This window comes from Priestia sp. ABM2_011 (genome assembly GCF_056158845.1).
The window spans coordinates 1,125,876-1,151,527 of sequence record NZ_JBSWUB010000001.1; the positions used below are offsets into that span (position 1 = coordinate 1,125,876).

Here is a 25,652-nt window from a genome sequence, read left to right on the forward strand (position 1 = left end):
GAGACTTGCCAATGGATGTGGAGGTCAAAAAAAATAAAAACGAACCGTATTTAAAGGATCATGAAGTTAAAGACCTCATCAAGCGCAGTCAGCAAGGTGATCAAATTGCACGAGATACAATCGTCCAAAAAAATATGCGGCTCGTTTGGTCGGTTGTTCAACGTTTTATTAACCGTGGTTATGAGCCCGATGATTTATTTCAAATTGGATGTATAGGACTATTAAAGTCCGTTGATAAATTTGACCTATCGTATGATGTTAAATTTTCAACATATGCTGTTCCGATGATTATTGGTGAAATTCAGCGGTTTATTCGTGATGATGGCACGGTAAAGGTTAGCCGTTCTCTGAAAGAAATGAGCAATAAAATACGTAAAGCAAAAGATGAGCTTTCCAAATTGCTTGGACGCGTCCCTACAGTCGCTGAGGTTGCAGAACATTTGGATCTCACTCCTGAAGAAGTAGTGCTGGCTCAAGAAGCTAATCGTGCTCCTTCGTCTATTCACGAGACCGTCTATGAAAATGATGGAGATCCAATTACCCTTCTTGACCAAATTGCTGATCATACGGAAGCGAAGTGGTTTGATAAAATTGCTTTAAAAGAAGCAATTGAAGAACTTGATGAGCGTGAAAAGCTCATTGTCTATTTGAGGTATTACAAAGATCAAACTCAGTCCGAAGTGGCCGCAAGGCTAGGAATTTCTCAGGTTCAGGTATCGAGGCTTGAGAAGAAAATCTTAAAACAAATGAAGCTGCATATGAATGACACGTAATACTTAAGAAGCAATCCGTTTTGCTATTCAAAGAAGAATAGTGAAACGGATTGCTTTTTTTATTTGGTAATTAATGGTCTGTTCAGAAACGTGAATTAGAAAATTTAAGAAAATCCATACTACACGTACAGGGAGATAATGAATCGTAAGGTGTGATATGAATGGAAAACGTTCTTTATCTTAAAATGAGGCATCGTATTCAAGTAAAACCTGATGAAGCTGTAAATATTGGACAATTAGCAATGGTTATAGCAGGAGATTCTGTTCAAAAGCAAATTGAAAAGCTAATTGTCTATCAAGTAAGTATGAGTGATCGAAATATTATCATTGTTGATTTAATGAAGGTAATTGAAAAAGTTGCCTCTCAGTATCCGCACTTAGACATTCAGACGATTGGACCCGCTCAAACAATTGTAGAGGTCGTGTATAAAAAGAGACAATATTCCTTTTTGTTTTTTCTAGCTGTTTGGTTTCTTCTCTTCATCGGAGCTGCTTTAGCAATTATGAACTTTCACGAAGATGTGAGTATGAGACAAGTACATCAAAAATTGTTCTATATGCTGACCGGTCTGAGAGATAAGCAGCCTTTGCTGATTCAAGTACCTTACTCTATCGGTTTAGGGTTGGGAATGATTCTGTTTTTTAACCACGTCTTTAGAAAACGAATTAATGAAGAGCCTAGTCCTCTCGAAGTCGAAATGTTTAATTACCAGCAAGACTTAGATCAATACGTCATTATGCACGAGAATAAAGAAAGTATGAAAAAAATTGATGATCATTAACATTGTGATGACCATTGTAATTGGACTTGCGGGAGGATTGGCTGCAGGTGCTGGATTTGTAGCATTTTTAACGGTGCTGGGCATTATTCCGCGTTTGATGCAGCTGACCAAAACCATGAAATACATTCAAGCATATGAGTGGGGAGTCGTAGGTGGTGCCGTTACAGGCGGTTGGTGCAGTCTTCATCAATACACGTGGCAGTTTCCTGCGGTGCTTATTATGATCATAGGTCTAACGAGCGGTATTTTTATTGGGATGCTGGCAGCAGCGTTAACAGAAGTGCTTAATGTATTGCCGACGTTAACAAAACGAATAGGAATGGAAGGCAAGCTTATTTTATTGTTAATGGCCATTGTACTAGGCAAAGTATGCGGGTCATTATTTCATTGGATTTATTTTGTTAATCAATAAGAAAAGGATGTATGTAACATGGCAAATAATCAAAAATTAAAAGATAACTATCAAGAAAGCATTAAACCATTTCAGCCTAAACCTTCATATGTGGCAAATTGCCTAAAGGCCTTTTTGGTAGGGGGAATCATTTGTACATTAGGACAGGCAATTCAAAATTTCTATATTGCATTTTTTGACTTTAATGAAAAAAATGCAGGTAATCCTACCGTCGCAACCCTTATTTTAATATCTGCGCTCTTAACCGGGTTTGGGATATATGATCGTATTGGTCAATTCGCAGGTGCAGGTTCAGCCGTTCCTGTTACGGGTTTTGCCAATTCCATGACGAGTGCAGCGCTTGAACATCGAAGTGAAGGAATTGTTCTCGGCGTTGCGACCAACATGTTCAAGCTGGCTGGAAACGTCATTGTATTTGGAACGGTTTCGGCTTACGTTGTAGGAATCATTCGCTACCTTTTTAAAACTTATTTGCTATGAAAAGAGGGGGATTATGAGAAAAACTGGAAAGCAAACGTGGGTTTATGAAAATCCTATTTACATTAATGCTACAGGAACAGCAGTAGGGCCAAAAGAAGCAGATGGACCGTTGGGAGAAACATTTGATATTACACATAAAGATTTGCACTGTGAAGAAGACAACTGGGAGTTAGCTGAAAGAAGACTGATGACGGAGTCCATTGACTCCTGCTTGCAAAAAATAAATTTATCCTATGAAGACATTGATTTGTTTTTGGCTGGAGATTTATTAAATCAAAACGTAACGGCTAATTTTGTAGCTCGACATAACCAAATTCCATTTCTATGCATGTTTGGCGCTTGCTCCACATCAATGGAAACGCTGGCAACAGGGGCAGCTCTTGTGGATGCGGGATTTGCTAATCGTGTTATTGCATCAGCGAGCAGTCATAACGCAACCGCTGAGCGCCAATTTCGAAATCCTACCGAGTACGGAGGACAAAAACCAGATACGGCAACGGCAACTATTACGGGAGCAGGGGCAGCGCTGGTCTCGAAAGAAAAAGGTATTGTGCGTCTCACGTCTGCAACGATTGGGCGTGTAATGGATTATGGGATTAAAAACGCAAACGATATGGGTTCTGCTATGGCACCAGCTGCTGCAGATACCATTCAAAGGCATTTGGAAGACTTAAACGTCGCGCCAAGCGAGTATGATCTTATTTTAACAGGAGATTTATCTGGTGTAGGCAGTCCAATTTTAAAACAGCTGCTCAAGGACGAAGGCTACGATATATCAACCAATCATAATGATTGCGGATTAATGGTATATCGCCCCGACCAAAATGTATTTGCAGGAGGAAGCGGCTGCGGCTGCTCGGCTATTGTCACGTATGGTCATATTTTAAATGAATTAAAATCGGGAAACTTAAAGAAAGTGTTTATGGTGGCAACAGGAGCTCTTTTAAGTCCAACGATGATTCAGCAAAAAGAGTCAATTCCAACAATTGCTCATGGCGTCGTCTTAGAACATATCGGGGAGGGGGATGATCAATGGAGTATGTAATAGCTTTTGCTGTAGGAGGAATCATTTGCGTTATTGGGCAGCTGCTGCTGGATCTTGCTAAACTTACTCCAGCGCATGTTATGAGTTCGTTTGTAGTTGCGGGAGCGATTTTAGATGGATTTGGTCTTTATGATAAGTTGATTGAATTTGCTGGCGCCGGAGCGACGGTTCCAATTACAAGCTTTGGTCATTCCTTGTTGCACGGAGCGATGAAGCAAGCGGATGAACATGGATTTATCGGGATTGGGATTGGGATTTTTGAACTTACCTCCGCTGGAATTTCAGCAGCTATTTTATTTGCTTTTATTATCGCGTTAATCTTTAAACCGAAAGGATAAAAGATTATGAAAAAAAGAAGGATCATTATTGTAACCGATGGCGATGAATATGCGCGCAAAGCAATTGAGCATGTAGCTAAATCCGTTGGTGGCAGGTGCATTTCGAGGTCATATGGAAACCCTACTACGTTAACAGGTAGTCAAACGGTAGATTTAATTCTTCAAGCACCATATGATCCCGTCTTTGTGATGTTCGACGATAGCGGTTTCTTAGAGGAAGGACCTGGGGAAATTGCTTTGCTGCATGTAGCAAAGCATCCTCAAGTAGAAGTTCTTGGAGTGATTGCCGTTGCATCACGTACTCATCAAAGCGAATGGACAAGAGTGGATGTGACCATTGATCGTTTTGGGGAAATATCGCATTACGGCGTGGATAAAAGCGGAATTCAAGAGTTAGAAGTCGGACGAATTAATGGAGATACAGTTTACTGCTTGGATCAGCTCGATATTCCCTTAGTTGTAGGAATAGGAGATATCGGCAAAATGGCTAGGATGGATGATGTCAAACTGGGATGTCCTATTACTGAAAAAGCAGCAAGACTTATTTTAGAAAGGAGCGGTTCGTTTGGGTAAGCTAGCAGAGAAGAAAACAGCTATTTTTTCAAAAGTGCAAAAAAACGATCAGTGGTTCAAGGAAAACGCTAGTATGAACACAAGCTTTGATGTGGGCGTACGTAAACTGCTTATTTTGGATCGAGAAGTTCATATTTACTACGTAACGGGGCTGTGTGATAGTTCATTTATTATTGAAATTGCAAAAGTACTCATTCAAATTAATGATAATGAAGTTGAACGAGCAAAGTTAAAGGATATTGTTGAAAACCGTCTTATTCATCAGCAAGTCAAGCCTTTAAAGACGCTGGATGATGGAATGGTATCGGTTTTATCAGGACTGCTATTCGTTTTAATTGACGGTGAAGAAGTTGGCTTTGAAGTCGATGTGCGTACATATCCTGGCAGATCCCCTGAAGAAGCGGATACAGAGAAAGTGATTCGCGGAGCACGAGATGGATACACTGAAAACATCATTATCAATACAGCGTTAACAAGAAGACGAATTCGTGACGGAAGATTTCGTTTTGAAATTATGAAGGTAGGCGAACGATCAAAACTGGACGTAGCGATTGGGTACATAAATGGCGTAGCTGATCCAGGGCTGGTTAAACTGATAAAAGATGAACTGGAAGCAATTGATATAGATGGTTTGCCGATGGCTGACAAATCAATTGAAGAGTTTTTAGTCAAACAAGGAATTAATCCTTTTCCAATGGTACGCTATACAGAACGTCCGGACACAGCAGCAGCTCATGTACTGGAAGGGCATGTGATTATTATTACCGATACGTCTCCAAGCGTTATTATTACGCCAACTACGCTGTTTCATCACGTGCAGCATGCGGAAGAATACAGGCAGGCTCCTTCTGTCGGTACGTTTATCCGCTGGATACGGTTTTTAGGAATTCTTGCTTCTCTTTTCTTATTACCGTTATGGCTGTTATTTGTACTTGAGCCAGACTTGCTGCCGTCAAAATTGCAGTTTATTGGACCAAACGAAGCAACAAATATTCCAACTGTTGTTCAAATTTTCCTAGCTGATTTTGGGATTGAATTTCTGAGGATGGCGGCCATTCATACGCCGACGCCGCTTGCCACGGCGATGGGCTTGATTGCCGCTGCGCTTATTGGGCAAATTGCTATTGATGTAGGTCTTTTTGTTCCCGAGGTTATTTTGTATGTGGCTATTGCAGCAATTGGTTCATTCGCGACGCCAAGCTATGAGTTAGCGGTAGCAAATAAAATGCTGCGATTGTTTCTGTTAATTTTCGTGGCGGCCTTTCATACTCCAGGGTTTCTTATTGCGACAACGTGTATCATTCTCTACATGGCGCGACTAAAATCATTAAATACGCCTTATTTGTGGCCGTTTCTTCCATTTAATCCGCAGGCTTTGTGGCAGATTCTCATCCGCACACCGGTTCCTGGAGCGAATCCGCGACCTAGTATTGTGCATCCGCAGGATAAAGACCGCCAGCCTGCAAAACCTTAAACAAAATATGTGGTTGAAACCTGTATGAAGATGTGATAAATTTGTTTTAAATATGGAAAATAATAAATATTTAGACAGTTAGCAGCGAATTGCCGTTAACTGTCTTTTTTACACTATACACAGGAACGGGGTCTAAACATGTTTTTACACGGAACAAGTCGCATAAATAAGCAGGGGCATCTTGAAATTGGTGGAGTTGATACGGTTGAATTAGCATCAAATTTTGGGACACCCCTTTACGTATATGACGTGGCTTTAATTCGGCAGCGTGCTAGAGGATTTAAAGAAACATTTGAAAAGCATGGGGTAAAAGCACAGGTCGCTTATGCAAGCAAAGCTTTTTCGACAATTGCAATGGTCCAAGTCGTTCATGAAGAAGGTCTTTCGTTAGACGTTGTTTCGGGGGGAGAACTGTATACGGCTTTAGCAGCTGACTTTCCAAAAGAACGAATTCATTTTCACGGAAACAATAAAAGCCGAGCAGAACTAGAAATGGCCGTCAAAGAAGATGTAGGATGCATTGTAGTTGATAATTTTTATGAAATTGCATTGCTTGAGGAAATAACGGAACAGTATCAAAAAAAGATGCCTGTTCTTCTCAGATTAACACCTGGAATTGAAGCTCATACACATGATTATATCTTGACAGGGCAAGAAGACTCGAAGTTTGGATTTGATCTTCAAAACGGTCAAGCAGACGAAGCTGTGCGTCTTGTGCAAAATAGCAAGGGGCTAGAACTTTTAGGTATTCACTGTCATATAGGATCGCAAATTTTTGAAACAACGGGATTTATTATGGCGACTCAAAAGCTTTTTGCAAAAATGAAAGAGTGGAAACAACGTATAAAATTTGTTCCGCAAGTATTAAATTTAGGCGGGGGTTTTGGCATTCGTTATACGGAAGAAGATCAGCCTATCCCTGTTTCTCAGTATGTGGAGGTTATTATAGAAGAGGTCAAAAAGCAGTCCAAACAGTTAGAAGTAGAAATTCCTGAAATTTGGATTGAGCCCGGGCGCTCTCTTGTAGGAGATGCTGGAACGACCCTGTATTCAATCGGTTCTCGTAAACACGTACCGAATGTACGTGAATATGTAGCGATTGATGGAGGCATGAACGACAATATTCGTCCCGCACTGTATCAAGCGAAATATGAAGCGGTCATTGCCAATCGAATGAATGATGAGAGTGATGAGCTCGTATCCATCGCAGGTAAGTGCTGCGAATCGGGGGATATGCTGATGTGGGATGTACATCTTCCAAAAGCAAACCCAGATGATTTATTAGCGATGTTTTGTACAGGCGCATACGGTTATTCTATGGCAAGTCACTATAACCGTTTGCCAAAGCCAGCTGTCGTGTTCGTAGAAGATGGAGAAGCACAGCTAGTCGTAAAACGCGAAACGTATGAAGACATTGTAAAAAATGACGTGAAATACAAAGTGACGGTAAAAAAGTAACGAGTGATTAACGTAAAAAAAGAGCCTCTTGTTCAAGAGGCTCTTTTTTATGAGAATAACGATTTAATAGCATCAATAATATCAACAAAGAATTGCTTTAATTTATCAAGAAATGATTGGCCTTCTTCTGACTGAAGAAATGTTGTTACTTTTTCCTTTGTCGCAGAAAGCTGGTCTTTTACTTGGTTCCAATCGATGTTCATATCTTTTAACCGATTGAAAAAGTCAACCAGTGTATTAAGCTCTGAATCTGTTAATTTAATACCTAAATCATCAGCCACGCGCTGAATTAACGTGCGTAAATCGTCCTTTGTTTGAGGATTTTCTTTAGCAATTTCTTCTTTAATCGTTGCCATAAACTGCGCTGCTTTTTCTTTACCGATTTTTTCACCAAGTTCAGATGTTTGGACCATCTCTTCGTTGGCTGCTTTTTTTACTTCTTCTGGGATTTTTTGATCTGTTTGAACTTCATATGCTTTCATAATACCTGTTAAAGCGGCTGTACCAGATACTTCAAATGGAGCAGTAATCTGGATTTTTGCATCTTTAACGCCGGCGGTCATTAAAGCATTAATATACATGTCATCTGTAATACCATTAATATTTTGAGTTGATACGCTTAAACCAGAATCTTTTGAGCCAAGGGTAATACTAGAAGATGAAATAGCACGATATCCAATAGTAGCCTTTGGAATAAAGTCACCTAAGTATTCATGCTCTTCTTGGTTTGTCACGGTTACTGTTTGAGCATTGCTTGGTGCATCAAGGTCATTTAATACCTGTTGCTTCTGAGAGCTGGTTAAGTCCTGACCTAATGTAATAATCACATCGCCCGGAGCAGCATCTGCAAAACTTTTTAAGGGTGCGGTTAGGAATAGAAGAAGACCTAATGTCACCATCATTGCTTTTATCGTTAATTTCAAACCTTTTTCCTCCTTTAATCCCATACTTGCCCTATTATAATACGGGCAGGTCTGAAGTAACAGAGTCAATTCATCATTTTCCCATAAATCAGTCTAGAGGCGTAGATTTCTATATAAAATGAAATCTATGTATCTCCATCACTGTATTAGACGGATGATACTATAAAAAGTTTCATCTCACAACTATTATTTTTTATTTAGAGCCCTACGAGAAGAAAGTTAAAAAGTGCATTCATTGAATTCATGAGCTTGTTTGTAGTAGAATAGAGTGAGTTTATAAATGTAAGTGTTCTGCCTCTAGGTGGCATTTACAACTTTTACGTTTTGCCGCTTTGACGGGGAAGATAGAGCCTGTAGCGGTACTAATACATATATTGGAGGTCATTTATATGAAAAAAGCAAGTATTTTAATGGAAAATGGTGAAAAAATTCTAATCGATTTATTTCCGAACGAAGCACCAGGAACAGTAGAAAACTTTGAAAAGTTAGCTAATGAAGGATTCTACAACGGCGTAACGTTCCACCGCGTTATCCCTGGATTTGTTTCTCAAGGAGGAGACCCAACTGGTACAGGTGCTGGCGGCCCTGGCTATTCAATTAAATGTGAAACAGAAGGAAACCCTCACAAACACGAAGCGGGTTCTCTATCAATGGCGCATGCTGGTAAAGACACAGGCGGCAGTCAGTTCTTTCTTGTTCATGAGCCACAGCCTCATTTGAACGGTGTTCACACTGTATTTGGAAAAGTAACAGAAGGACTTGATACAGTGTTGAAAATGAAAAATGGCGACGTAATGAAAGAAGTAAAAGTCTGGGAAGAATAAGAGCATACTGCTATAAATGGATATCAGCTAATAAAACGTCATAACAACCTTTTACAGGGGGTTACGGCGTTTTTTCTTCGCGCAACAGCTCAAAAAGCGTAATAGATTAGGTTTCTCATACACGCGTGACATATGACAAGCTTTTGTGTAATATTGCTATTTACTTATAAATTTTGTATGATAAAAGCAGTAAAAAACGCAGCGCATTAATTTGTAGGAAAGTTTGAGGACGAGGGAGAATCGTATGCTTATTCGCTATAAACGAAACTATGAAAAAATTGCCATGGGTCTTCTATCGTTTGTACCTACGGAAAAAGATTTAAAAAAACTTCAACAAACGATGAAAGAATATGAGCAAAACGAACATTGGCAGCTGTATCTTTGGAAGCAAGAAGAAGATATTATTGGAATTGTTGGCATTTCCATGCTCGATAAAAGTTTGATTGAGGTTCAACACGTCAGTGTAAACCCTTCACACCGCCAACAGGGCATTGGCAAAAAAATGATTAAAGCTCTTAAAGAAATGTATACGACTGCACAAATTAAGCCGAGTGAAATCATCGCTCCTTTTTATGAAAAGTGTCAGGCGGATGAATAAAGAAAAGCATGATTAGTTGAGGTGCGAAAGCGTCTTTCACATCTTAGTCATCATAAAACAACAGGTAGCTTCTAGCTACCTGTTGTTTTGTTTTGCCAATAAGTTCGCTTGTCTTTCCGCAATCACACCTGAACGATCTCGCGTACTGTGACGATGAACAATCGCATCATTTTGTAGATTAGAAGCTGATAACCAGACAAGCTGTTTATCAGTGCTTCTTTGTTTGCAAGCTCGTAATAATGCTGGATCTTCAATAGGTAAGTTAATGCTTTTATATGGCTGATAGGTATCGATTAAAGCTAATTGTTTGCGAAGAAGTTTAAGCAGTGAAGGATAATTAAGTCCAAGCTGTGCAATATTTTCTTCTTCCTTCGTTAAAATTGCCAGCGCCTTTTGCATCGTTCTTTTGGCTCCCGCGAAATTTTGACGTCGATGATGATAGAGTGAAACAGCAATTTGAATAAGGCCAACCCAAATAATATTGCGGTGTCCTCTTTCGTCTTTTTTCCAGTGTTCTTCTAGCAGTTCATGGCATTCAAAGTAATCCCGGTCGCCATGAAAATGAACTAAATAATCAATATAGGCTTGTGAATACAATCTTGTTCCCTCCTGGTAAGACTCTATATGTAGTGTATCACAAAAATTAGCTATTCATCAGCGCTGTGCCTTTAAAGAGACAAACGTGCTCAAGGTATGGCGAACACGTTTGTTTTTATTCAATATGTGTGGTTAGAAGCGTAAGCAAGAACAACCAACAATAATTAATAAAATAAACAGTACAACAATTAAAGCGAAACCGCTACCGTATCCACAAGATTTTTCACCCATGCGAGTTCCTCCTTCAGCCATTTGAAAATGTTATTACCTTGACATCATATGTATGTTTAAACTTTTTGTATGGGCAAATGACCTATTTTTACGTTAATTTGTATTGGACATGTGTCTATAATCCTCTATACTAATGATAGTAACGTTATATAAAGCAGCAGAAATGATAAGCAATTGAAAAGTGTTGGTGAGATAAAAGTGGAGTACAGTGTAAAAGTAGATGCGTTTGAAGGACCTTTAGATCTTCTTCTGCATTTAATTAACCGATTTGAAATTGATATTTACGATATCCCAGTAGCGACAATTACTGAGCAATATATGATGTTTATACATACAATGAATGAGCTTCAGCTAGACGTTGCCAGTGAGTATCTAGTCATGGCAGCAACTTTGCTTCAAATTAAAAGTAAAATGCTTCTGCCTACGTATGAAGAAGATATGGATGAAATTGAAATGGTCGATGAAGAATATCCGCGTGAAGAATTGATGCAGCGCTTAATTGAATATCGAAAGTTTAAAGAAGCGGCAGTAGAGCTTCAAAAGCTGGAAGAAGACCAAAGTCATGTGTATACAAAACCTCCAAGTAATGTGCAAATAAATGCAGAAGAACGTACGCAGCCTCAGGACGAAGGGTTGGATATATCACTGTATGATATGCTAAGTGCTTTTCAAAAGTTAATGAAACGAAAGCAAAACAAAAAGCCTATGCAGACGAAAATAGCAAGACAAGATATTCCAATTGACAAGCGCATGAGTGAAATTGTGAATGAATTAAAAGCCTTTAAAGGGAAAAAAAGTTTTTATCAGCTGTTTCCTTATCAAGAGCGTGATCATATTGTTGTAACGTTTTTAGCTGTGCTGGAATTAATGAAAGAAAATGAAATCGTTGTGGAACAGCAGCACAATCTAGACGAGCTTTATGTATCGTATCGAGAAAGGAATGAAGAGGAATGACAACGAATAATCTACAGGCTATTATTGAGAGCTTACTTTTTGTTTCTGGTGATGAAGGTCTGTCTATTAGCCGGTTAGCTGAGATTATAGAAAAGCCTCATGAAGACATTCAAGGTGCTTTGGAAAGCTTAGAGCAAGAGTGTAAGTTAAGAGGAGTTACACTTGTTGAAATAGGCGGGGCCTATCAGCTTGTTACAAAAAAAGAGCATGCACCATATATTGAGAAGCTCGTAGAAGCTCCTGCTAATCAATCATTGTCACAAGCAGCGCTTGAAACGTTAGCTATTGTAGCTTATAAGCAGCCAATTACAAGAGCTGAAATCGAAGAGATTCGCGGAGTGAAAACGGAAAGACCTCTTCAAACTTTAATTGGAAAGGTTCTGTTAAAAGAAGTGGGACGAGCGGAAGGCGCAGGGCGTGCCATCTTATACGGAACGACAAAAGAATTTTTAGGCTATTTTGGGCTTAAAAGTATCGAAGAGCTGCCGCCGCTTCCAGAAGATTTGTTACAAGAAGGAACCGATCAAGAGGCAGATTTATTTTTTCAATCGTTTCAAGAAATGAAGTGAAACCGTAAAAGAACATAGAGTTTTTCTATGTTCTTTTTTGTATGGACAAATCTTTTCATTCATAACCAAAAAAGACGAGCATAAACTTGTACAAACAGGTAGAGGGACGGGGATGACATGAAAAGAAGCAAAAAAAGTATCATCTATCTATTTATTGTATTGCTATGTCTCAGCGGTTGGCCTTCCGTATCATCTGCAGCAGGGAGTGTAAGTGCTCATAGTGCTATTTTGATGGAACAGAAGTCAGGAAGAGTGTTATACGCTAAAAATGCAGATCAAGTTAGCCGAATTGCTAGCATCACAAAAATTATGACAGCAATACTGGCGATTGAATCTGGCAAAATAAATAAAAAAGTTACCGTTAGCCACAACGCAGTTGGCGTTGAAGGTTCTTCTGTGTATTTAGTTGAAGGTGAAAAAATAAAATTAAAAGATTTAGTGTATGGCTTGATGCTTCGCTCAGGTAATGATGCTGCTGTAGCTATCGCAGAAGCCGTTGGAGGAAGCGAAGATGGATTTGTTTATTTGATGAATAAAAAAGCAGAAGAAATTGGCATGACGAATACAACATTTCAAAATCCGCATGGATTAGACGATCATGAAAATCATCGCTCAACAGCGCACGATATGGCTCTGCTTATGCGCTATGCAATGAATAATAAAATTTTCAAAGAGATTTCAGGAACAAAAGTCTATCGAATGAAGCACCCTGAAGAGAAATGGGATCGAGTGTGGAAAAACAAAAATAAACTGCTGACAACACTATATGCATACTGTACTGGCGGAAAAACAGGATATACAAAATTAGCAAAACGAACGCTTGTGACAACTGCTACAAAAGATGGAATGGATTTAATCGCCGTAACGATAAATGCGCCAGATGATTGGAACGATCACATTTCCATGTATGAAAATGCATTTGATAAATATGATATGACCAGTTTAGCTGCAAAAGGCGAATTGGCAGATATAAAAGATTCTTTCTATAAAGATCAGTTGTATATTAAACGAAATGTCGTCTATCCTCTTACAAAGAAAGAACAGAGCTCTGTAGAAGTGAAAACAACGTTAATTCAGCCTAAAAAGCAGTGGGAAGAAACAGGGAAAGTTCCTAATGTTGTAGGGAAGCTCGATATTTATAGAAGTGGAGAAACGATTGACAGTGTTCCTATTTATTTCGAAAAGCAGGCCGAGCAGCAAGAAGGTTTCTTTAATCGAGTGAAGCGATTAATGTTTATTCAGTCTGGAGCCAAAACAGATGGTTAATATTATTTGGATGCTGCTGACCATTATCGGAATTGTTTTTGCAATTATAAATGGGAAAATTGGTGATGTAAACAAAGCAATTTTTCAAGGAGCAGGCGAAGCGGTGACCATCAGCATTGGATTAATCAGCGTGCTGGTCTTTTGGTTAGGTATGATGAATATTGCTCAAAGTGCAGGGCTTCTCGACAAGTTAGCGAAACTATTTCGACCCATTATTACTAGACTTTTCCCTGATGTTCCAAAAGATCATCCGGCCTTAGGATACATATTGTCCAATATGATGGCGAATATGTTTGGGCTGGGGAATGCGGCAACTCCTCTTGGTATTAAAGCGATGGAGCAGCTTAAAAAACTGAACGGCGACAGAGACGAAGCAAGCCGTTCTATGATCACACTTTTAGCACTTAACACAACCAGTTTAACGCTTATACCGACCACAGTTATTGCCATTCGAATTACGTATAACTCGGCTAATCCTACTGAAATTGTGGGTACTACGCTTTTAGCAACTGTTGTAGCTACGATAGGAGCTATCATCATCGATCGCTTCTTTTATTATCGACGTACGCGAAAAGGAGGAAAACGAAAATGACGATGCTTAATCAAGTATCATTGATGTTTATTCCTCTTATCGTAGGCTGTATTTTACTTTATGGAACCTACAAAAAAATTCCTACGTATGAAAAGTTTGTAGAGGGAGGGAAAGACGGATTACAAATTGCTTTTTCCATCATTCCTTACTTAGTCGGCATGTTAGTGAGCATCTCTATTTTTCGAGCTTCAGGAGCCCTTGATTTTTTCTTATCTGTTTTAAAACCTATGCTGCAAGCAGTCGGCGTTCCGGCTGAAATTGTACCTTTAGCTCTTATTAAACCGATATCTGGAACGGCTGCCCTTGGTATCACAACGGATCTAATTTCTACATATGGACCTGATTCTTTTATCGGTCGTTTGGCATCGACCATGCAGGGAAGTACAGATACCACGTTTTATATTTTAACGGTTTATTTCGGAGCAGTAGGTATTAAAAAAATGGGAGATGCGCTGAAGGTTGGTTTACTGGCGGATTTGGTAGGGATTATTGCATCAGTTGTGATCGTAATCCTTGTATTTGGCCGGTAAGAAATCGAAAATTCTACCTCTGTGTGGCAAATAGACTTGTGTATTACTTCGTAAACAAGTAAGATGTTACAAGAGGTGAAGTGTTAATGGAACGATTACAAAAAGTGATTGCTCACGCAGGTGTAGCATCAAGACGTAAAGCTGAAGAATTAATCGGCCAAGGCCGAGTGAAAGTAAATGGAAAAGTTGTAAAAGAATTGGGCACGAAAGTAGGTCCTAACGATAAAATTGAAGTAGACGAAGTGCCGGTAGAAAGCGAAGCGCCCGTTTATTTTATGCTATACAAACCAAGAGGCGTGATTTCAGCTGCTAACGACGACAAAGGAAGAAAAACAGTCGTTGACTTCTTTCCGCATGTAGAAGAAAGAATTTACCCGATTGGACGTCTGGACTATGATACGTCGGGTCTACTTCTTTTAACAAATGATGGTGAATTTGCTAATCAGCTAATGCACCCGAAATTTGAAGTGGATAAAGTGTATGTAGCTAAAATTAAAGGAATCCCAAGTCGTGAAAGCATCAGACAGCTGCAACGCGGAGTGATGCTTGAAGACGGAAAAACAGCACCAGCTCGTGCAAAAGTTCTTTCCATTGATAAAAGCAAGCAGACGGCGATTGTAGAACTGACGATTCACGAAGGGAAAAATCGTCAAGTACGTCGCATGTTCGATGCAATCGGACATTCTGTATTAAAGTTAAAACGTGAGCGCTACGGACCTTTAGACTTACGCGGATTAAATGCAGGAGAAGCACGCGAGCTTACGGCTCATGAAGTCAAACAATTATATTCAATGTCTCAAACAGGTAAGTAATTTTCACTTACCTGTTTTTTTTATGAAAAATGTCGTGAATTAGAAAATCAAGCAAGGTTTTTTGAAAAAATGTCGAACTTGTAGAATGAGAGGAAGACTTCACAGAAACGTCGAAATATTATCGGAAAGCCACTACCAAAAAAATGATATAATGGTAGAAAAAAAGCGTATTGAAAGCGGTTAAAAGGAGTTCGTGCTATGAAAAAAAAGCGCTTGATTATTCGAACAGTTATATTAGCAGTTTTACTGTGCGCGGTTGGATATACCCTTTATGCTCAATTTTTTGCTGATAAACAAAAGGTATCGGTAGGAGATGAGGCACCTGACTTTATATTAAGAGATATTAATGGAGAAACTCATCAGCTATCAGATTACAAAGGCAAAGGAGTTTTTTTGAATTTTTGGGGAACATGGTGCAAGCCCTGTAAACAAGAGATGCCGGCGATGGAAAAGCAGTATGCAGCATATAAAAAGCAAGGCGTTGAAATTTTAGCTGTTAACGTTGCAGAAACGAATATAGCGGTAGAGCAGTTTGCTAAACAGTATGGGCTATCTTTTCCAATTTTGATGGATAAAGATTCACAAGTGTTGGGTGCGTACGGGATAGATCCTCTTCCGACTACGTTTTTAATTGATAAAAACGGAAAGATTGTAGACAGCTTTATTGGCGGATTAGAAGAATCTAAAATAAAAGAATATATGGAAGAAATTAAACCATAGGGAGTGTTGACAATGAAACACGTAAAATGTGAATGTGGACACGTTAACCCGCATGGTACGATTTTGTGTGAAGCCTGTGGTAAACCAATTGCAGAAGAAACAACTGAAAAATTAGTAGATATGCGTTATGAAGGAAGCGCAAGGCGATCGCAAACGTACAATAAAACAGTTATCGATAAAATATGGAATTTTTTCTCTTCTGTAAAGGTAGGCATTTGGATCATTATTGTGACGCTTGTTGCGTCTGCAGTCGGAACCATTTATCCTCAAGAAGCTTACATACCTCCTAATGTGACAGCAGGTGAGTATTATCAAAAGGAATATGGATGGACAGGAGAGCTTTATTATAAGTTAGGTTTTCATCATCTCTATGAATCGTGGTGGTACTTGCTTTTAATTGCTGCTTTAGGAATGTCGTTAGTCATTTGCAGTTTAGATCGAGTAGTGCCTTTGTACCGAGCTCTAAAAAAGCAGAGTGTAACAAAACATCCAAACTTCTTAAAGAGACAGCGTTTATACAGCACTTCATCATCGTGGACGGATCAAGATTATGAACATGTAAAAAGCATGCTGAAAAAAAGAAGATACTCTATTCGCGAAGAAAAGGGCAATCTGCTGGCTGAAAAAGGACGCTTCTCAAGATGGGGTCCATACGTTAATCATATCGGTCTCATTATCTTTTTACTAGGTGCTATGCTTAGATTTGTACCAGGTATGTATATAGATGAAGTTCTTTGGATCCGTGAAGGTGAAACAAAAGTTATTCCTGGGACGAACGGAGAGTATTTTTTGAAAAACCATCGTTTTACTGTGGAAACGTATGATAAAGATAGCGAAAGCGCCGTGTTTCAAGAAGCAATTGATCGTGCAGGGAATAATAAAGTAGCCAAAAAATATGAAGCGGATGTTAGTCTGTATAAGCGCGAAGGAAAGCTTATACCGGGAGCATATTCAAAGCTAAAGAAAATAAAAGATTCAGAGATTCGTGTGAATCAGCCGCTTAAGTTTGAAGGATATGCCATGTACCAAGTGGACTTCAAGTTAAATGAGTTTAGCTCTATGTCTTTCCATTTAACAGATAAAAATGCAAATAAAAACGTTGGTTCACTTACAGTAGATTTACATAATCCAAAAGCAACATATGATTTAAAAAACGGATATAAAGTCAAGCTCATGAGCTACTTTCCAGACTTTTTCTTTGATGATGAAGGAAACCCAAATACAAAAACAAGAGTGCCTAACAACCCGGCTTTTGTATTTAAAATGATTACGCCTCAGCATAAAAAAGGCGAAGTTGCTTTTGTTGGAATTAGAGAGAACTTGGAACCGCTAGGAAATAACGATTATAAAATGACCTTTGCTGGTGTGGAAACGAAAAATGTAACGGGATTAACCGTTCGCAGAGACTATACGCTTTGGTTTTTAGGGATTGGCGGAGCCATCTTTATGATTGGTGTGATTCAAGGGATGTATTGGAATCATCGCCGCATGTGGATTCAAAAAGTCAATAATGAGATATGGTTGGCCGCACATACAAATAAAAACTGGTATGGTCTTAAAAAAGAATTAAATGGTTTATTAGAATCCACATCCCTCACACAGCTGAAGGACCAAAATGATAAAGAAACAAAATAGGAGGAAAAAGCATGGATTACGCGAGTATAAGTAGTAATTTACTGTATGTGGCGTTTATTGCTTATTTAGTTGCAACCTTTTTTTTCGGAGGAGCTATTCGAGATAAGCGAGCAGCTCAAAAGAAAACAAAGTGGGCAACGTTTGGAATTGCGGTTACCATCATCGGTTTTATTGCACAGATTGGCTATTTCATTACAAGATGGATTGCATCAGGCCACGCTCCTGTTAGTAATTTATTTGAATTTACGACGTTTTTTGGCATGATGCTTGTTGGCGCATTTATTGTTATTTACTTTATTTATCGTCTTAGCATGCTTGGACTTTTTGCCTTGCCGGTGGCTCTTTTAATCATTGCTTATGCAAGCATGTTTCCAACTGAAATTACGCCGCTGATACCAGCTCTCCAGACGAATTGGCTGCATATTCACGTTACAACCGCAGCTACGGGTGAAGCCGTGCTTTCCATTAGCTTTGTTGCAGGATTGATTTATTTAATCAAAACAATTGATCAATCCAAGCGAAATAAAAAAGCATTTTGGCTGGAATTCATCCTGTATACGCTTATTAGTACGCTTGGGTTTGTAGCGGTGACGCTGGCTTTTAATGCGGCTCACTACGAGTCATCATTTAATTGGGTTAATAAAAGTGGCGAACAAGAGCAAGTCGTATATCATATGGTTCCGCTAGTGGGGCCTCATCAAAGTGAGTGGACAGACGGGAACGACATAAAGCCGCTTGTTGATATGCCGGCTATTATCAATGCTAAAAAATTAAATACGGTTATTTGGTCGTTAGCCGGTGGGTTTGTCTTATATTGGCTGATTCGTCTTATTTTACGGAAGCGAATTGGAGCCGCACTGCAGCCGCTTGTGAAGCAGGTAAACAGCGACTTGCTTGATGAAGTAAGCTACAGAGCAGTGGCGATTGGATTTCCTATTTTTACATTAGGAGCACTTATTTTCGCTATGATTTGGGCTCAGATGGCCTGGACGCGCTTTTGGGGATGGGACCCCAAAGAGGTGTGGGCGCTGATCACCTTTTTATTTTATGCCGCTTTTCTTCATCTTCGGCTGTCTAAAGGATGGCACGGTGAAAAATCAGCTTGGCTGGCAGTTGGCGGATTTGCCATCATCATGTTCAACTTAGTGGCCGTGAACCTAGTTATTGCAGGTTTACATTCATATGCGTAACCTTTAAAAATAGAATAGAGGCTGAAATAAAGATATTTTAGTTGAAGAAGATCCGAACGATGAGTTGAGATTCTTGATGGAGAATCACATTTGTTCGGATTTTTTTATTTGCATGGTGAACGGAGGCTTCATATATGTAGTTGCTTCTAGCTCCTGTATTTTATTTGTCCATCTGTAGATTGGATGGATTTCGATATGTCTCAACCTCTTTTTTGAGGAAAAAAGCTATTTTTCATAAAGGTGTTCACGAATTGTCACATTGTTTGGGTAACATAAGTAGAACTCGCCGGTTTTTTTTTGTACACTAAGACTAGGAGGTTGAAAATACATGCAAAACGAACAAAGATTACTGCTAGTAGACGATGAAGATCGCATTAGACGATTGTTAAAAATGTACTTAGAAAAAGAAGGATACATCATTGAAGAAGCAGCCGACGGGCATGAAGCAATCGAAAAAGCGTTACACATAGATTATGATTTGATTGTATTAGATTTAATGATGCCTGGCATAGACGGTATTGAGGTCTGTAAACAAATTCGCGAGAAAAAAGCAACTCCTATTATCATGCTTACAGCTAAAGGTGAAGAAGTAAACAGAGTCCAAGGGTTTGAAGTAGGTACAGATGATTACATCGTTAAGCCGTTTAGCCCAAGAGAAGTGGTTCTTCGCGTAAAAGCACTGCTTCGACGTTCTTCTCAAGCAACGTTTATTCAGCCAGAAACGAGCGTGAAAAACCTTATTGTCTTTGATCACTTAACGATTGATAATGATGCACATCGCGTTACAGCAGACGGAAAAGAAGTTAATTTAACTCCAAAAGAATATGAATTATTATGCTACCTTGCAAAAACGCCAGATAAAGTATACGACAGAGAGCAGCTGCTGCGTGAAGTGTGGCATTATGATTTCTTTGGAGATCTTCGTACGGTAGATACGCACGTCAAGCGTTTGCGTGAAAAGTTAAATCGCGTATCGTCACAAGCGGCGAAAATGATCGTAACCGTTTGGGGAGTAGGGTATAAATTTGAGGTTGAAAATAACTGATGTTTTGGAGAAGTGTAGTTGGTAAACTATGGTTTACTATCCTATTGCTCGTTACGCTTGTTTTATTTATTTTGACCATTTTACTGCTTCAGTTTTTTGAAAATTATCATGTTGTAGACGCAGAAAACCGTTTAACTAAAACGGCTGCTAAAATCTCTACCATTGTGCAGGAAACAGAGGATGAAAAGCTAGGACTATCCATTGCTCGTGAACTTGCAGATGAAGCAAGTGTAGTTATTGTTCAAGATAAAGATTTCTATTGGCATTCCACACATCCTGATAAAGAAAATAAGAAAGCTATTTCGGCCATTGTTAAACAAAACGATCAGCTAAATCAAGTGGTTGAAAAAGGTAAAGTAATACGGGAAAAAATGTACATGACCACAAAGAAAGACACGAGTGATGAGCCTTTAATGTTTGTTGTCGGTGTACCTTTAATGAAAGATAATAAACCGACAGGCGGCGTTTATCTGTATCAATCTCTTTCTGAAATTGAAGAGCCCGCTCAATATACGACTAAGTTCATTTTATTGGCTGCAGGTATTGCTATTATTTTAACTACTATCTTTGCTTTTTTCTTATCTACTCGAATTACAGCACCTCTTAGAAAAATGAGGCAGGCGGCATTTGAAGTAACAAAAGGGAACTTTGATACAAAAGTACCTATTTTAACTCACGATGAAATTGGAGAGTTAGCGATTGCTTTTAATCAAATGGGCAGGCAGTTAAAGTTTAATCTCAATGCGCTCAATCAGGAAAAAGAACAGCTTTCAAGTATTTTAAGCAGTATGGCAGACGGTGTTATTACGTTTAGTAGAGACGGATCGATTTTAATTACCAATCCCCCAGCGGAGCATTTTCTTCAGACTTGGTATTACGAGCAGGATGTGAACAACCAGCAGGTGCCTGAGCTTCCAGCAAACGTCGTGCATTTGTTTCAAACGGTAGTAGAGACTGAAACGGAGCGAAGTGCAGAGTTGAAAATTCAAGGGAAAACGTGGGTCATTTTAATGTCACCGCTCTATAATCAAACGAAAATCCGCGGTGCTGTAGCTGTACTGCGAGACATGTCTGAAGAGCGTAAACTTGATAAATCGAGAAAAGATTTTATTGCAAACGTGTCTCATGAATTGCGTACACCTATTTCTATGCTTCAAGGTTATAGTGAAGCTATTATTGACGATATTGCAAGTACGGATGAAGAAAAGAAAGAAATTGCACAGGTGATTTATGATGAATCACTCCGTATGGGCCGGCTTGTAAATGAACTTTTAGATTTAGCGCGAATGGAAGCGGGACATGTGCAGCTTCACTTAGAATCTGTAGCAATGGTTGAATTTACAGAACGTGTTTTGCGCAAGTTTCAAGGGTTAGCTAAAGAAAAACATATTAAACTGTCTCTTAATGGAAAAATAGAAGATGAATTTGAAGCGATGATTGATTCAGACCGTATGGAACAAGTGCTGACAAACTTAATTGATAATGCCATTCGTCATACGGATGACTACGGAGAAGTAAAGCTGCATCTTGATAAAAGTCAATCCGAAATCCATCTTTCTGTTCAAGATACGGGAGCAGGGATTCCAAAAGAAGATCTTCCGTTTGTATTCGAGCGATTTTATAAAGCTGATAAAGCCAGAACGAGAGGAAAGTCAGGAACTGGTCTTGGGCTTGCGATCGCTAAAAATATCGTGGAGGCACACCAAGGGATTATTGCGGTTGAAAGTGAATTAAATGAAGGAACAACTTTCTTTATCAAACTGCCAAAGTAAACACATGCTAAATAACAGTTTGTCTTCGGCTGAAATATTAAGAATAGCAAAGAGATGTGATTCATTGGAGAATCACATCTCTTTATTTTTTCTATAAACAAGTCTAAAAGAGAAGGAATTGGCATATAGTATGTTTTGTGTGCAATGATCTACATAGGAGGTTCTTTCTTCATGATTGACGTGTTAAGAAGAATATTGGTTGTATTAGTGATGGGATTGTGTATAGGTCTTTTATTTTTGGGCGGGCAAATGGTAAAGGCAGAAGAGAAGCAGTGGGAGTGGCCGGTTGAAGGAGTCTTAACTGATATATTTGGTTCTCGTCACGCCAAACACTTTGGAATCGATATAGCAGCACCTGTTGGTACACAGGTGTATGCTGTTGCAAAAGGAGTGGTGAGCCGCTCTTATTATTCAAATACATACGGGCAAGTTGTTTTTATCAAACAAACGAATGGATACGAAACGGTCTATGCTCATCTAGAGAAACGACTTGTTGCAGAAGGGAATTCTGTAGCCGCAGGTCAAAACATTGGATGGGTTGGCAATACAGGACGATCTTCAGGTGCACATTTGCATTTTGAAGTTCATCAAGGAAGTTGGAATCCGGATAAAACCAATGCGGTAAACCCACTCGCCAAATTGGACAAGCAAAAACTATCGGCATACGTAAAAAACGATTTAGCTGCCACGGTTTTTCAGCAGTTACATCAGGCTTCTGATAACTGTATTCTTATCCATCAAGGAGATACATTATCTGAACTTGCGGCCAAATATGAAGTCGATGTGGAGCAGCTAAGAAAGTGGAATCATTTAGAGAACACCGCTTTAAATGCAGGACAAGTGTTAAAAATAAGTCCATAAAAAAAGAGCCGTTAAGGCTCTTTTTTCAATGTCACAACTCAATGCGCTGTATGGTCACGATTTCGCTTGTTTGTTTTAATGAAGTGATGACAGAATCATCTAAAAGTTTATCAAACGTGAGCATCATAATGGCTTCGCCGCCTTTTTGCTTACGTCCCACTTGCATGGTAGCAATGTTAATACGTAAATCTCCAAGTACTTTCCCTACATTTCCAATAACTCCGGGCTGATCACTGTGACGGATATAAAGAAGATGTCCTTCTGGATAAAAGTCAATATCAAACGAATCAATATTAACAATTCGAGGTCCATATCCTGCTATATAAGTGCCCGTAATGGTAAATGTACGCTGTTCGCCTGTTACTGTAACGTCAATTATATTAGAATATCCTTGCGTATCTTCCGATGTTTTTTCACCAAATGTAATTCCTCGTTCTTTGGCAATCATAGAAGCATTGACTTCGTTAACAGGTGAGTCAATACGATGGGTTAAAAAGCCTGATAACAAGCTCCGTGTAATATAAGTGGTTTCTAAATCCGTCACTGTACCTCCGTAGGAGATCGAGATATGCTGAACGGGTTCTCGCATGCATTGAGATAAAATAGCTCCCATTTGTTTAGTAAGGCTCGTAAACGGCTGAATTTTTTCAAAAACTTCTTTAGAAAGCGTTGGTAAATTAATGGATGAACTTACAGGATTACCTTCTAGAAAACGCAGAACGTCATGTGCCACGTCTTCAGCAACGTTAAGCTGGGCTTCTTTTGTAGAAGCTCCTAAATGGGGAGTTGTAATAACTTGATCAAAATGTAACAAAGGGTTATCAATCGGCGGTTCAACTTCAAATACGTCAATAGCTGCACCTTGAACATGGCCAATTTCTAAATAATGAACTAAGGCTTTTTCATCAATGATCCCGCCGCGTGCGCAGTTTAATAAAAATACACCCTTCTTTGTTTTGGCTAATGTTTCATGATTGAGCAATCCCTTGGTTTCTTTCGTAAGCGGAGTGTGTACGGTAATTACATCCGCTGCTGCTAGTAATTCATCCAGGGATAATAGTTCTACGCCTAGCTTTTCAGCTCGGGAAGAGGTTAAAAAAGGATCGTAAACGTGAACGCTCATATTGAAGGCTTTTGCGCGTTTAGCAAGCTCTGAGCCAATTCTTCCAAATCCGATAATGCCCAGGTGTTTGCGATTAAGCTCTGTTCCAACAAATGCTGAGCGGTTCCATTCGCGCGCTTTGACTGAAGCATTTCCTTGGGGGATATGCCGAAACAAGCTAGCCATCATAGCAAATGTATGTTCCGCCGTTGAAATGGTATTTCCGTTCGGCGCGTTAATAACGACAACCCCTCGTTTGGTTGAGGCTTCAATATCAATATTATCGACACCTACTCCAGCGCGAGCAACAATTTTTAAATTCGGCATTTTTGCCAGCAAATCCTCTGTAACCGTCGTAGCACTCCGTACTAAAAGCGCATCGTACGTATGCAAATCATTCTCAACTTCTTCAACTTTTTTTCGCGTAAGATTCACATGAGGAGCTTCAAGTAGTGGAGCAAGACCTTCATTGCTAATTGAATCAGCTACTAATACGTTATACATGACGTGAACATCTCCCTTGGATTTTACTATCATCAAATATTTGATAATTTACCATGTTAAAAAAATTCTGTCAATTATATTTTTTAAACTTTACAATTAGTTATCAAATACACAATTGTAAACGTAAAATTGAAACTATAAATATGTCATAATGCTGTTGGTTATGCACTTATTTCCTTATTTTACATATAAAACAGTAATGAAGTTTATAAAAGACATCAATTTAATAGGAATTAAAAAAACTTCTTTATTTACTTTTAATTCGAGATAACATATAATAAATTCATAATTAAATATTGATCTATCTTCGGGGCAGGGTGAAATTCCCGACCGGCGGTAAAAAAACAAATTGTTTTGAGCCCGCGAGCTTATATGTAATACATACGAGCAGATTTGGTGAAATTCCAAAGCCGACAGTACAGTCTGGATGGGAGAAGGTGGAGGTTCAGCGTTCAAAACCTAATGTGATGAACGTTTATTAAATATGCCTGCCATGTCTCCTCTCAACGAATCATTTGTTGGGAGGTTTTTGCGTGGGGATATGAAGTTGAACCTTTCTTCTTTGAAGAGTGGATCACAAAGAAGGAGAGAGGCAAGATGCAACAAAGTAAGAAAACTCAAAAGCTGGTTATACTAGGAATGTTAAGCAGTATTGCTTACATTTTAATGATGATTAATTTTCCGATTCCTGGATTACCTCCGTTTTTAACAATTGATTTTAGCGAAATTCCTGCACTCGTAGCAGCACTTGTATTTGGACCTATGGCTGCTGTTATAGTAGAAGGAATAAAAAATTTATTGAATTATTTAATTCAAGGAAGTGCTACAGGGGTTCCGGTTGGTCAAGTGGCGAACTTTGTAGCTGGTTTACTGTTCGTTCTTCCTGTATCATATATGTTCCGTCGATTTAAAACAGCTAAAGGCGTAACGATAGGTTTGGTTACGGGTACGGTTGTAATGACGGTACTCATGGCTGTCTTAAATTATTATGTCTTTTTACCGGCGTATACAATCTTCTTACAATCGCCAGAAATGTCTAGTGAACAAGCGCGTCAATATATCGTTGCAGGTATTTTGCCGTTTAACTTAATAAAAGGAGCAGCAACAGGGGTTATTTTTGTCTTATTGTTTTCAAAAATGAAGCAATGGATCACGCGCCGCGTTGCTGTTTAATTCAATCGCTCTCCCGGGGAGAGCGATTTTTATATAAAAAAAAACCTGCAGCATGTACTATACTACAGGTTTGTTCAATACTTATTCGAATTTATTAGCATCGCCTTCGAATTTTTCATCCGCTACGCGAATTGAATCCGTAGGGCAGCCTTCCATTGCATCCATCATATCATCTTCTAGATCTTCTGGAATTTCTACTACACCTTGGTTATCATCTAATGTTACGAATGCAATACCTTCATCATCATAATCATAAATGTCTGGTGCTGCTGCTCCGCAAGCGCCGCATGCGATGCAAGTATCTTTATCAACAATTGTATATTTTGGCATAACAAGACCTCCTGTAAAGTGTTCGAAAATTTCTTATTATATAATCTCTTCGCGAATCAAGAGTGAAATTTCTCCTTATTCATTGTAAA

Annotated in this window: 29 protein-coding genes and 1 riboswitch; of the genes, 24 read left to right on the forward strand and 5 right to left on the reverse strand. The window is 39.0% G+C overall.

Features of this window, described 5'->3' with window-relative positions; genetic code table 11:
• Positions 1 to 11: 11 nt before the first annotated feature.
• The 9 genes from sigF (at position 12) to lysA (ending at position 7,335) form a co-directional block, all read left to right on the forward strand.
• Positions 12 to 773 (forward strand): RNA polymerase sporulation sigma factor SigF, encoded by a 762-nt coding sequence (gene sigF, locus ACXAE4_RS05985; RefSeq protein WP_013059074.1) that lies wholly within the window; start codon positions 12 to 14, stop codon positions 771 to 773.
• A 161-nt stretch (positions 774 to 934) separates the two neighbouring features.
• A complete protein-coding gene (locus tag ACXAE4_RS05990; protein ID WP_028411546.1) occupies positions 935 to 1,555 on the forward strand; it encodes a stage V sporulation protein AA in 621 nt (206 codons plus the stop codon).
• The gene (locus ACXAE4_RS05995) at positions 1,545 to 1,967 is read left to right on the forward strand and encodes a stage V sporulation protein AB (protein WP_014458301.1); all 423 of its coding nucleotides are present in this window, start codon (positions 1,545 to 1,547) and stop codon (positions 1,965 to 1,967) included. The genes ACXAE4_RS05990 and ACXAE4_RS05995 overlap by 11 nt, the downstream gene beginning before the upstream one ends.
• Before the next feature lie 18 nt (positions 1,968 to 1,985).
• Complete coding sequence (gene spoVAC, locus ACXAE4_RS06000) at positions 1,986 to 2,447, forward strand: stage V sporulation protein AC (RefSeq protein WP_028411545.1); 462 nt, start codon at positions 1,986 to 1,988, stop codon at positions 2,445 to 2,447.
• A gap of 13 nt (positions 2,448 to 2,460) precedes the next feature.
• Positions 2,461 to 3,492 (forward strand): stage V sporulation protein AD, encoded by a 1,032-nt coding sequence (gene spoVAD / locus ACXAE4_RS06005; protein ID WP_028411544.1) that lies wholly within the window; start codon positions 2,461 to 2,463, stop codon positions 3,490 to 3,492.
• Positions 3,480 to 3,830 carry a stage V sporulation protein AE gene (gene spoVAE, locus ACXAE4_RS06010; protein WP_154989713.1) on the forward strand — a complete coding sequence of 117 codons (351 nt, stop codon included), beginning with the start codon at positions 3,480 to 3,482 and terminating at the stop codon, positions 3,828 to 3,830. The genes spoVAD and spoVAE overlap by 13 nt, the downstream gene beginning before the upstream one ends.
• A gap of 6 nt (positions 3,831 to 3,836) precedes the next feature.
• The gene (gene spoVAEA, locus ACXAE4_RS06015) at positions 3,837 to 4,403 is read left to right on the forward strand and encodes a stage V sporulation protein SpoVABEA (RefSeq protein ID WP_014458304.1); all 567 of its coding nucleotides are present in this window, start codon (positions 3,837 to 3,839) and stop codon (positions 4,401 to 4,403) included.
• On the forward strand, positions 4,396 to 5,877 hold the full coding sequence (locus ACXAE4_RS06020) for a spore germination protein (protein ID WP_028411543.1): 1,482 nt from the start codon (positions 4,396 to 4,398) through the stop codon (positions 5,875 to 5,877). The genes spoVAEA and ACXAE4_RS06020 overlap by 8 nt, the downstream gene beginning before the upstream one ends.
• Positions 5,878 to 6,015: 138 nt before the next feature.
• Entirely contained in the window at positions 6,016 to 7,335 is a 1,320-nt protein-coding gene (lysA, locus tag ACXAE4_RS06025) for a diaminopimelate decarboxylase (protein ID WP_028411542.1), read from the forward strand.
• Between the two features lie 47 nt (positions 7,336 to 7,382).
• Here the strand turns inward: lysA and ACXAE4_RS06030 are convergent, their stop codons facing one another.
• Positions 7,383 to 8,258 (reverse strand): DUF1002 domain-containing protein, encoded by an 876-nt coding sequence (locus tag ACXAE4_RS06030; RefSeq protein ID WP_475235647.1) that lies wholly within the window; start codon positions 8,256 to 8,258, stop codon positions 7,383 to 7,385.
• Positions 8,259 to 8,647: 389 nt separating this feature from the next.
• On the opposite strand from ACXAE4_RS06030, the gene ACXAE4_RS06035 reads away from it, so the two are divergent.
• Together ACXAE4_RS06035 and ACXAE4_RS06040 are read left to right on the forward strand one after the other, a co-directional pair.
• Complete coding sequence (locus ACXAE4_RS06035) at positions 8,648 to 9,082, forward strand: peptidylprolyl isomerase (RefSeq protein ID WP_013059064.1); 435 nt, start codon at positions 8,648 to 8,650, stop codon at positions 9,080 to 9,082.
• Positions 9,083 to 9,326: 244 nt separating this feature from the next.
• A complete protein-coding gene (locus ACXAE4_RS06040) occupies positions 9,327 to 9,680 on the forward strand; it encodes a GNAT family N-acetyltransferase (protein WP_013059063.1) in 354 nt (117 codons plus the stop codon).
• Between the two features lie 75 nt (positions 9,681 to 9,755).
• Here ACXAE4_RS06040 and ACXAE4_RS06045 read toward each other — a convergent pair whose 3' ends face one another.
• On the reverse strand, positions 9,756 to 10,277 hold the full coding sequence (locus tag ACXAE4_RS06045; RefSeq protein WP_099331268.1) for a DUF309 domain-containing protein: 522 nt from the start codon (positions 10,275 to 10,277) through the stop codon (positions 9,756 to 9,758).
• 132 nt (positions 10,278 to 10,409) lie between these two features.
• Entirely contained in the window at positions 10,410 to 10,508 is a 99-nt protein-coding gene (locus ACXAE4_RS06050; protein WP_170836726.1) for a YjcZ family sporulation protein, read from the reverse strand.
• A 198-nt stretch (positions 10,509 to 10,706) separates the two neighbouring features.
• Between ACXAE4_RS06050 and ACXAE4_RS06055 the strand changes: the two genes are divergently transcribed.
• The 12 genes from ACXAE4_RS06055 to ACXAE4_RS06110 all read left to right on the forward strand — a co-directional run bounded on the left by ACXAE4_RS06055 (position 10,707) and on the right by ACXAE4_RS06110 (position 22,454).
• Positions 10,707 to 11,462 carry a segregation/condensation protein A gene (locus ACXAE4_RS06055; protein WP_475235649.1) on the forward strand — a complete coding sequence of 252 codons (756 nt, stop codon included), beginning with the start codon at positions 10,707 to 10,709 and terminating at the stop codon, positions 11,460 to 11,462.
• Entirely contained in the window at positions 11,459 to 12,031 is a 573-nt protein-coding gene (gene scpB, locus ACXAE4_RS06060; RefSeq protein ID WP_289578418.1) for an SMC-Scp complex subunit ScpB, read from the forward strand. Before ACXAE4_RS06055 ends, scpB begins: the two co-directional genes overlap by 4 nt.
• A gap of 117 nt (positions 12,032 to 12,148) precedes the next feature.
• Positions 12,149 to 13,297: a D-alanyl-D-alanine carboxypeptidase family protein gene (locus ACXAE4_RS06065; RefSeq protein WP_033579737.1), complete on the forward strand. Its 1,149-nt coding sequence runs from the start codon at positions 12,149 to 12,151 to the stop codon at positions 13,295 to 13,297.
• Entirely contained in the window at positions 13,290 to 13,889 is a 600-nt protein-coding gene (locus tag ACXAE4_RS06070) for a nucleoside recognition domain-containing protein (RefSeq protein ID WP_013059057.1), read from the forward strand. Before ACXAE4_RS06065 ends, ACXAE4_RS06070 begins: the two co-directional genes overlap by 8 nt.
• Positions 13,886 to 14,419: a spore maturation protein gene (locus ACXAE4_RS06075; protein WP_013084923.1), complete on the forward strand. Its 534-nt coding sequence runs from the start codon at positions 13,886 to 13,888 to the stop codon at positions 14,417 to 14,419. The genes ACXAE4_RS06070 and ACXAE4_RS06075 overlap by 4 nt, the downstream gene beginning before the upstream one ends.
• A gap of 86 nt (positions 14,420 to 14,505) precedes the next feature.
• Positions 14,506 to 15,231 (forward strand): pseudouridine synthase, encoded by a 726-nt coding sequence (locus ACXAE4_RS06080; RefSeq protein WP_028411537.1) that lies wholly within the window; start codon positions 14,506 to 14,508, stop codon positions 15,229 to 15,231.
• A 198-nt stretch (positions 15,232 to 15,429) separates the two neighbouring features.
• The gene (gene resA / locus ACXAE4_RS06085; protein WP_028411536.1) at positions 15,430 to 15,951 is read left to right on the forward strand and encodes a thiol-disulfide oxidoreductase ResA; all 522 of its coding nucleotides are present in this window, start codon (positions 15,430 to 15,432) and stop codon (positions 15,949 to 15,951) included.
• A gap of 12 nt (positions 15,952 to 15,963) precedes the next feature.
• Positions 15,964 to 17,586: a cytochrome c biogenesis protein ResB gene (gene resB, locus ACXAE4_RS06090; protein ID WP_475235652.1), complete on the forward strand. Its 1,623-nt coding sequence runs from the start codon at positions 15,964 to 15,966 to the stop codon at positions 17,584 to 17,586.
• 11 nt (positions 17,587 to 17,597) lie between these two features.
• The gene (ccsB, locus tag ACXAE4_RS06095) at positions 17,598 to 18,776 is read left to right on the forward strand and encodes a c-type cytochrome biogenesis protein CcsB (protein ID WP_099331267.1); all 1,179 of its coding nucleotides are present in this window, start codon (positions 17,598 to 17,600) and stop codon (positions 18,774 to 18,776) included.
• A 328-nt stretch (positions 18,777 to 19,104) separates the two neighbouring features.
• The gene (locus ACXAE4_RS06100) at positions 19,105 to 19,821 is read left to right on the forward strand and encodes a response regulator transcription factor (RefSeq protein ID WP_013059051.1); all 717 of its coding nucleotides are present in this window, start codon (positions 19,105 to 19,107) and stop codon (positions 19,819 to 19,821) included.
• Complete coding sequence (locus ACXAE4_RS06105; protein ID WP_475235655.1) at positions 19,821 to 21,593, forward strand: ATP-binding protein; 1,773 nt, start codon at positions 19,821 to 19,823, stop codon at positions 21,591 to 21,593. Before ACXAE4_RS06100 ends, ACXAE4_RS06105 begins: the two co-directional genes overlap by 1 nt.
• A gap of 171 nt (positions 21,594 to 21,764) precedes the next feature.
• The gene (locus ACXAE4_RS06110) at positions 21,765 to 22,454 is read left to right on the forward strand and encodes a peptidoglycan DD-metalloendopeptidase family protein (RefSeq protein WP_028411532.1); all 690 of its coding nucleotides are present in this window, start codon (positions 21,765 to 21,767) and stop codon (positions 22,452 to 22,454) included.
• A 31-nt stretch (positions 22,455 to 22,485) separates the two neighbouring features.
• On the opposite strand, the gene serA is transcribed toward ACXAE4_RS06110, so the two are convergent.
• Entirely contained in the window at positions 22,486 to 24,060 is a 1,575-nt protein-coding gene (serA, locus tag ACXAE4_RS06115; protein ID WP_028411531.1) for a phosphoglycerate dehydrogenase, read from the reverse strand.
• Between the two features lie 299 nt (positions 24,061 to 24,359).
• A riboswitch (FMN riboswitch) is annotated at positions 24,360 to 24,503 on the forward strand.
• Positions 24,504 to 24,657: 154 nt separating this feature from the next.
• Here serA and ACXAE4_RS06120 point away from each other — a divergent pair.
• Entirely contained in the window at positions 24,658 to 25,233 is a 576-nt protein-coding gene (locus ACXAE4_RS06120) for an ECF transporter S component (protein ID WP_028411530.1), read from the forward strand.
• Positions 25,234 to 25,314: 81 nt separating this feature from the next.
• Here ACXAE4_RS06120 and ACXAE4_RS06125 read toward each other — a convergent pair whose 3' ends face one another.
• Entirely contained in the window at positions 25,315 to 25,563 is a 249-nt protein-coding gene (locus ACXAE4_RS06125) for a ferredoxin (RefSeq protein WP_013059046.1), read from the reverse strand.
• Positions 25,564 to 25,652 lie beyond the last annotated feature (89 nt).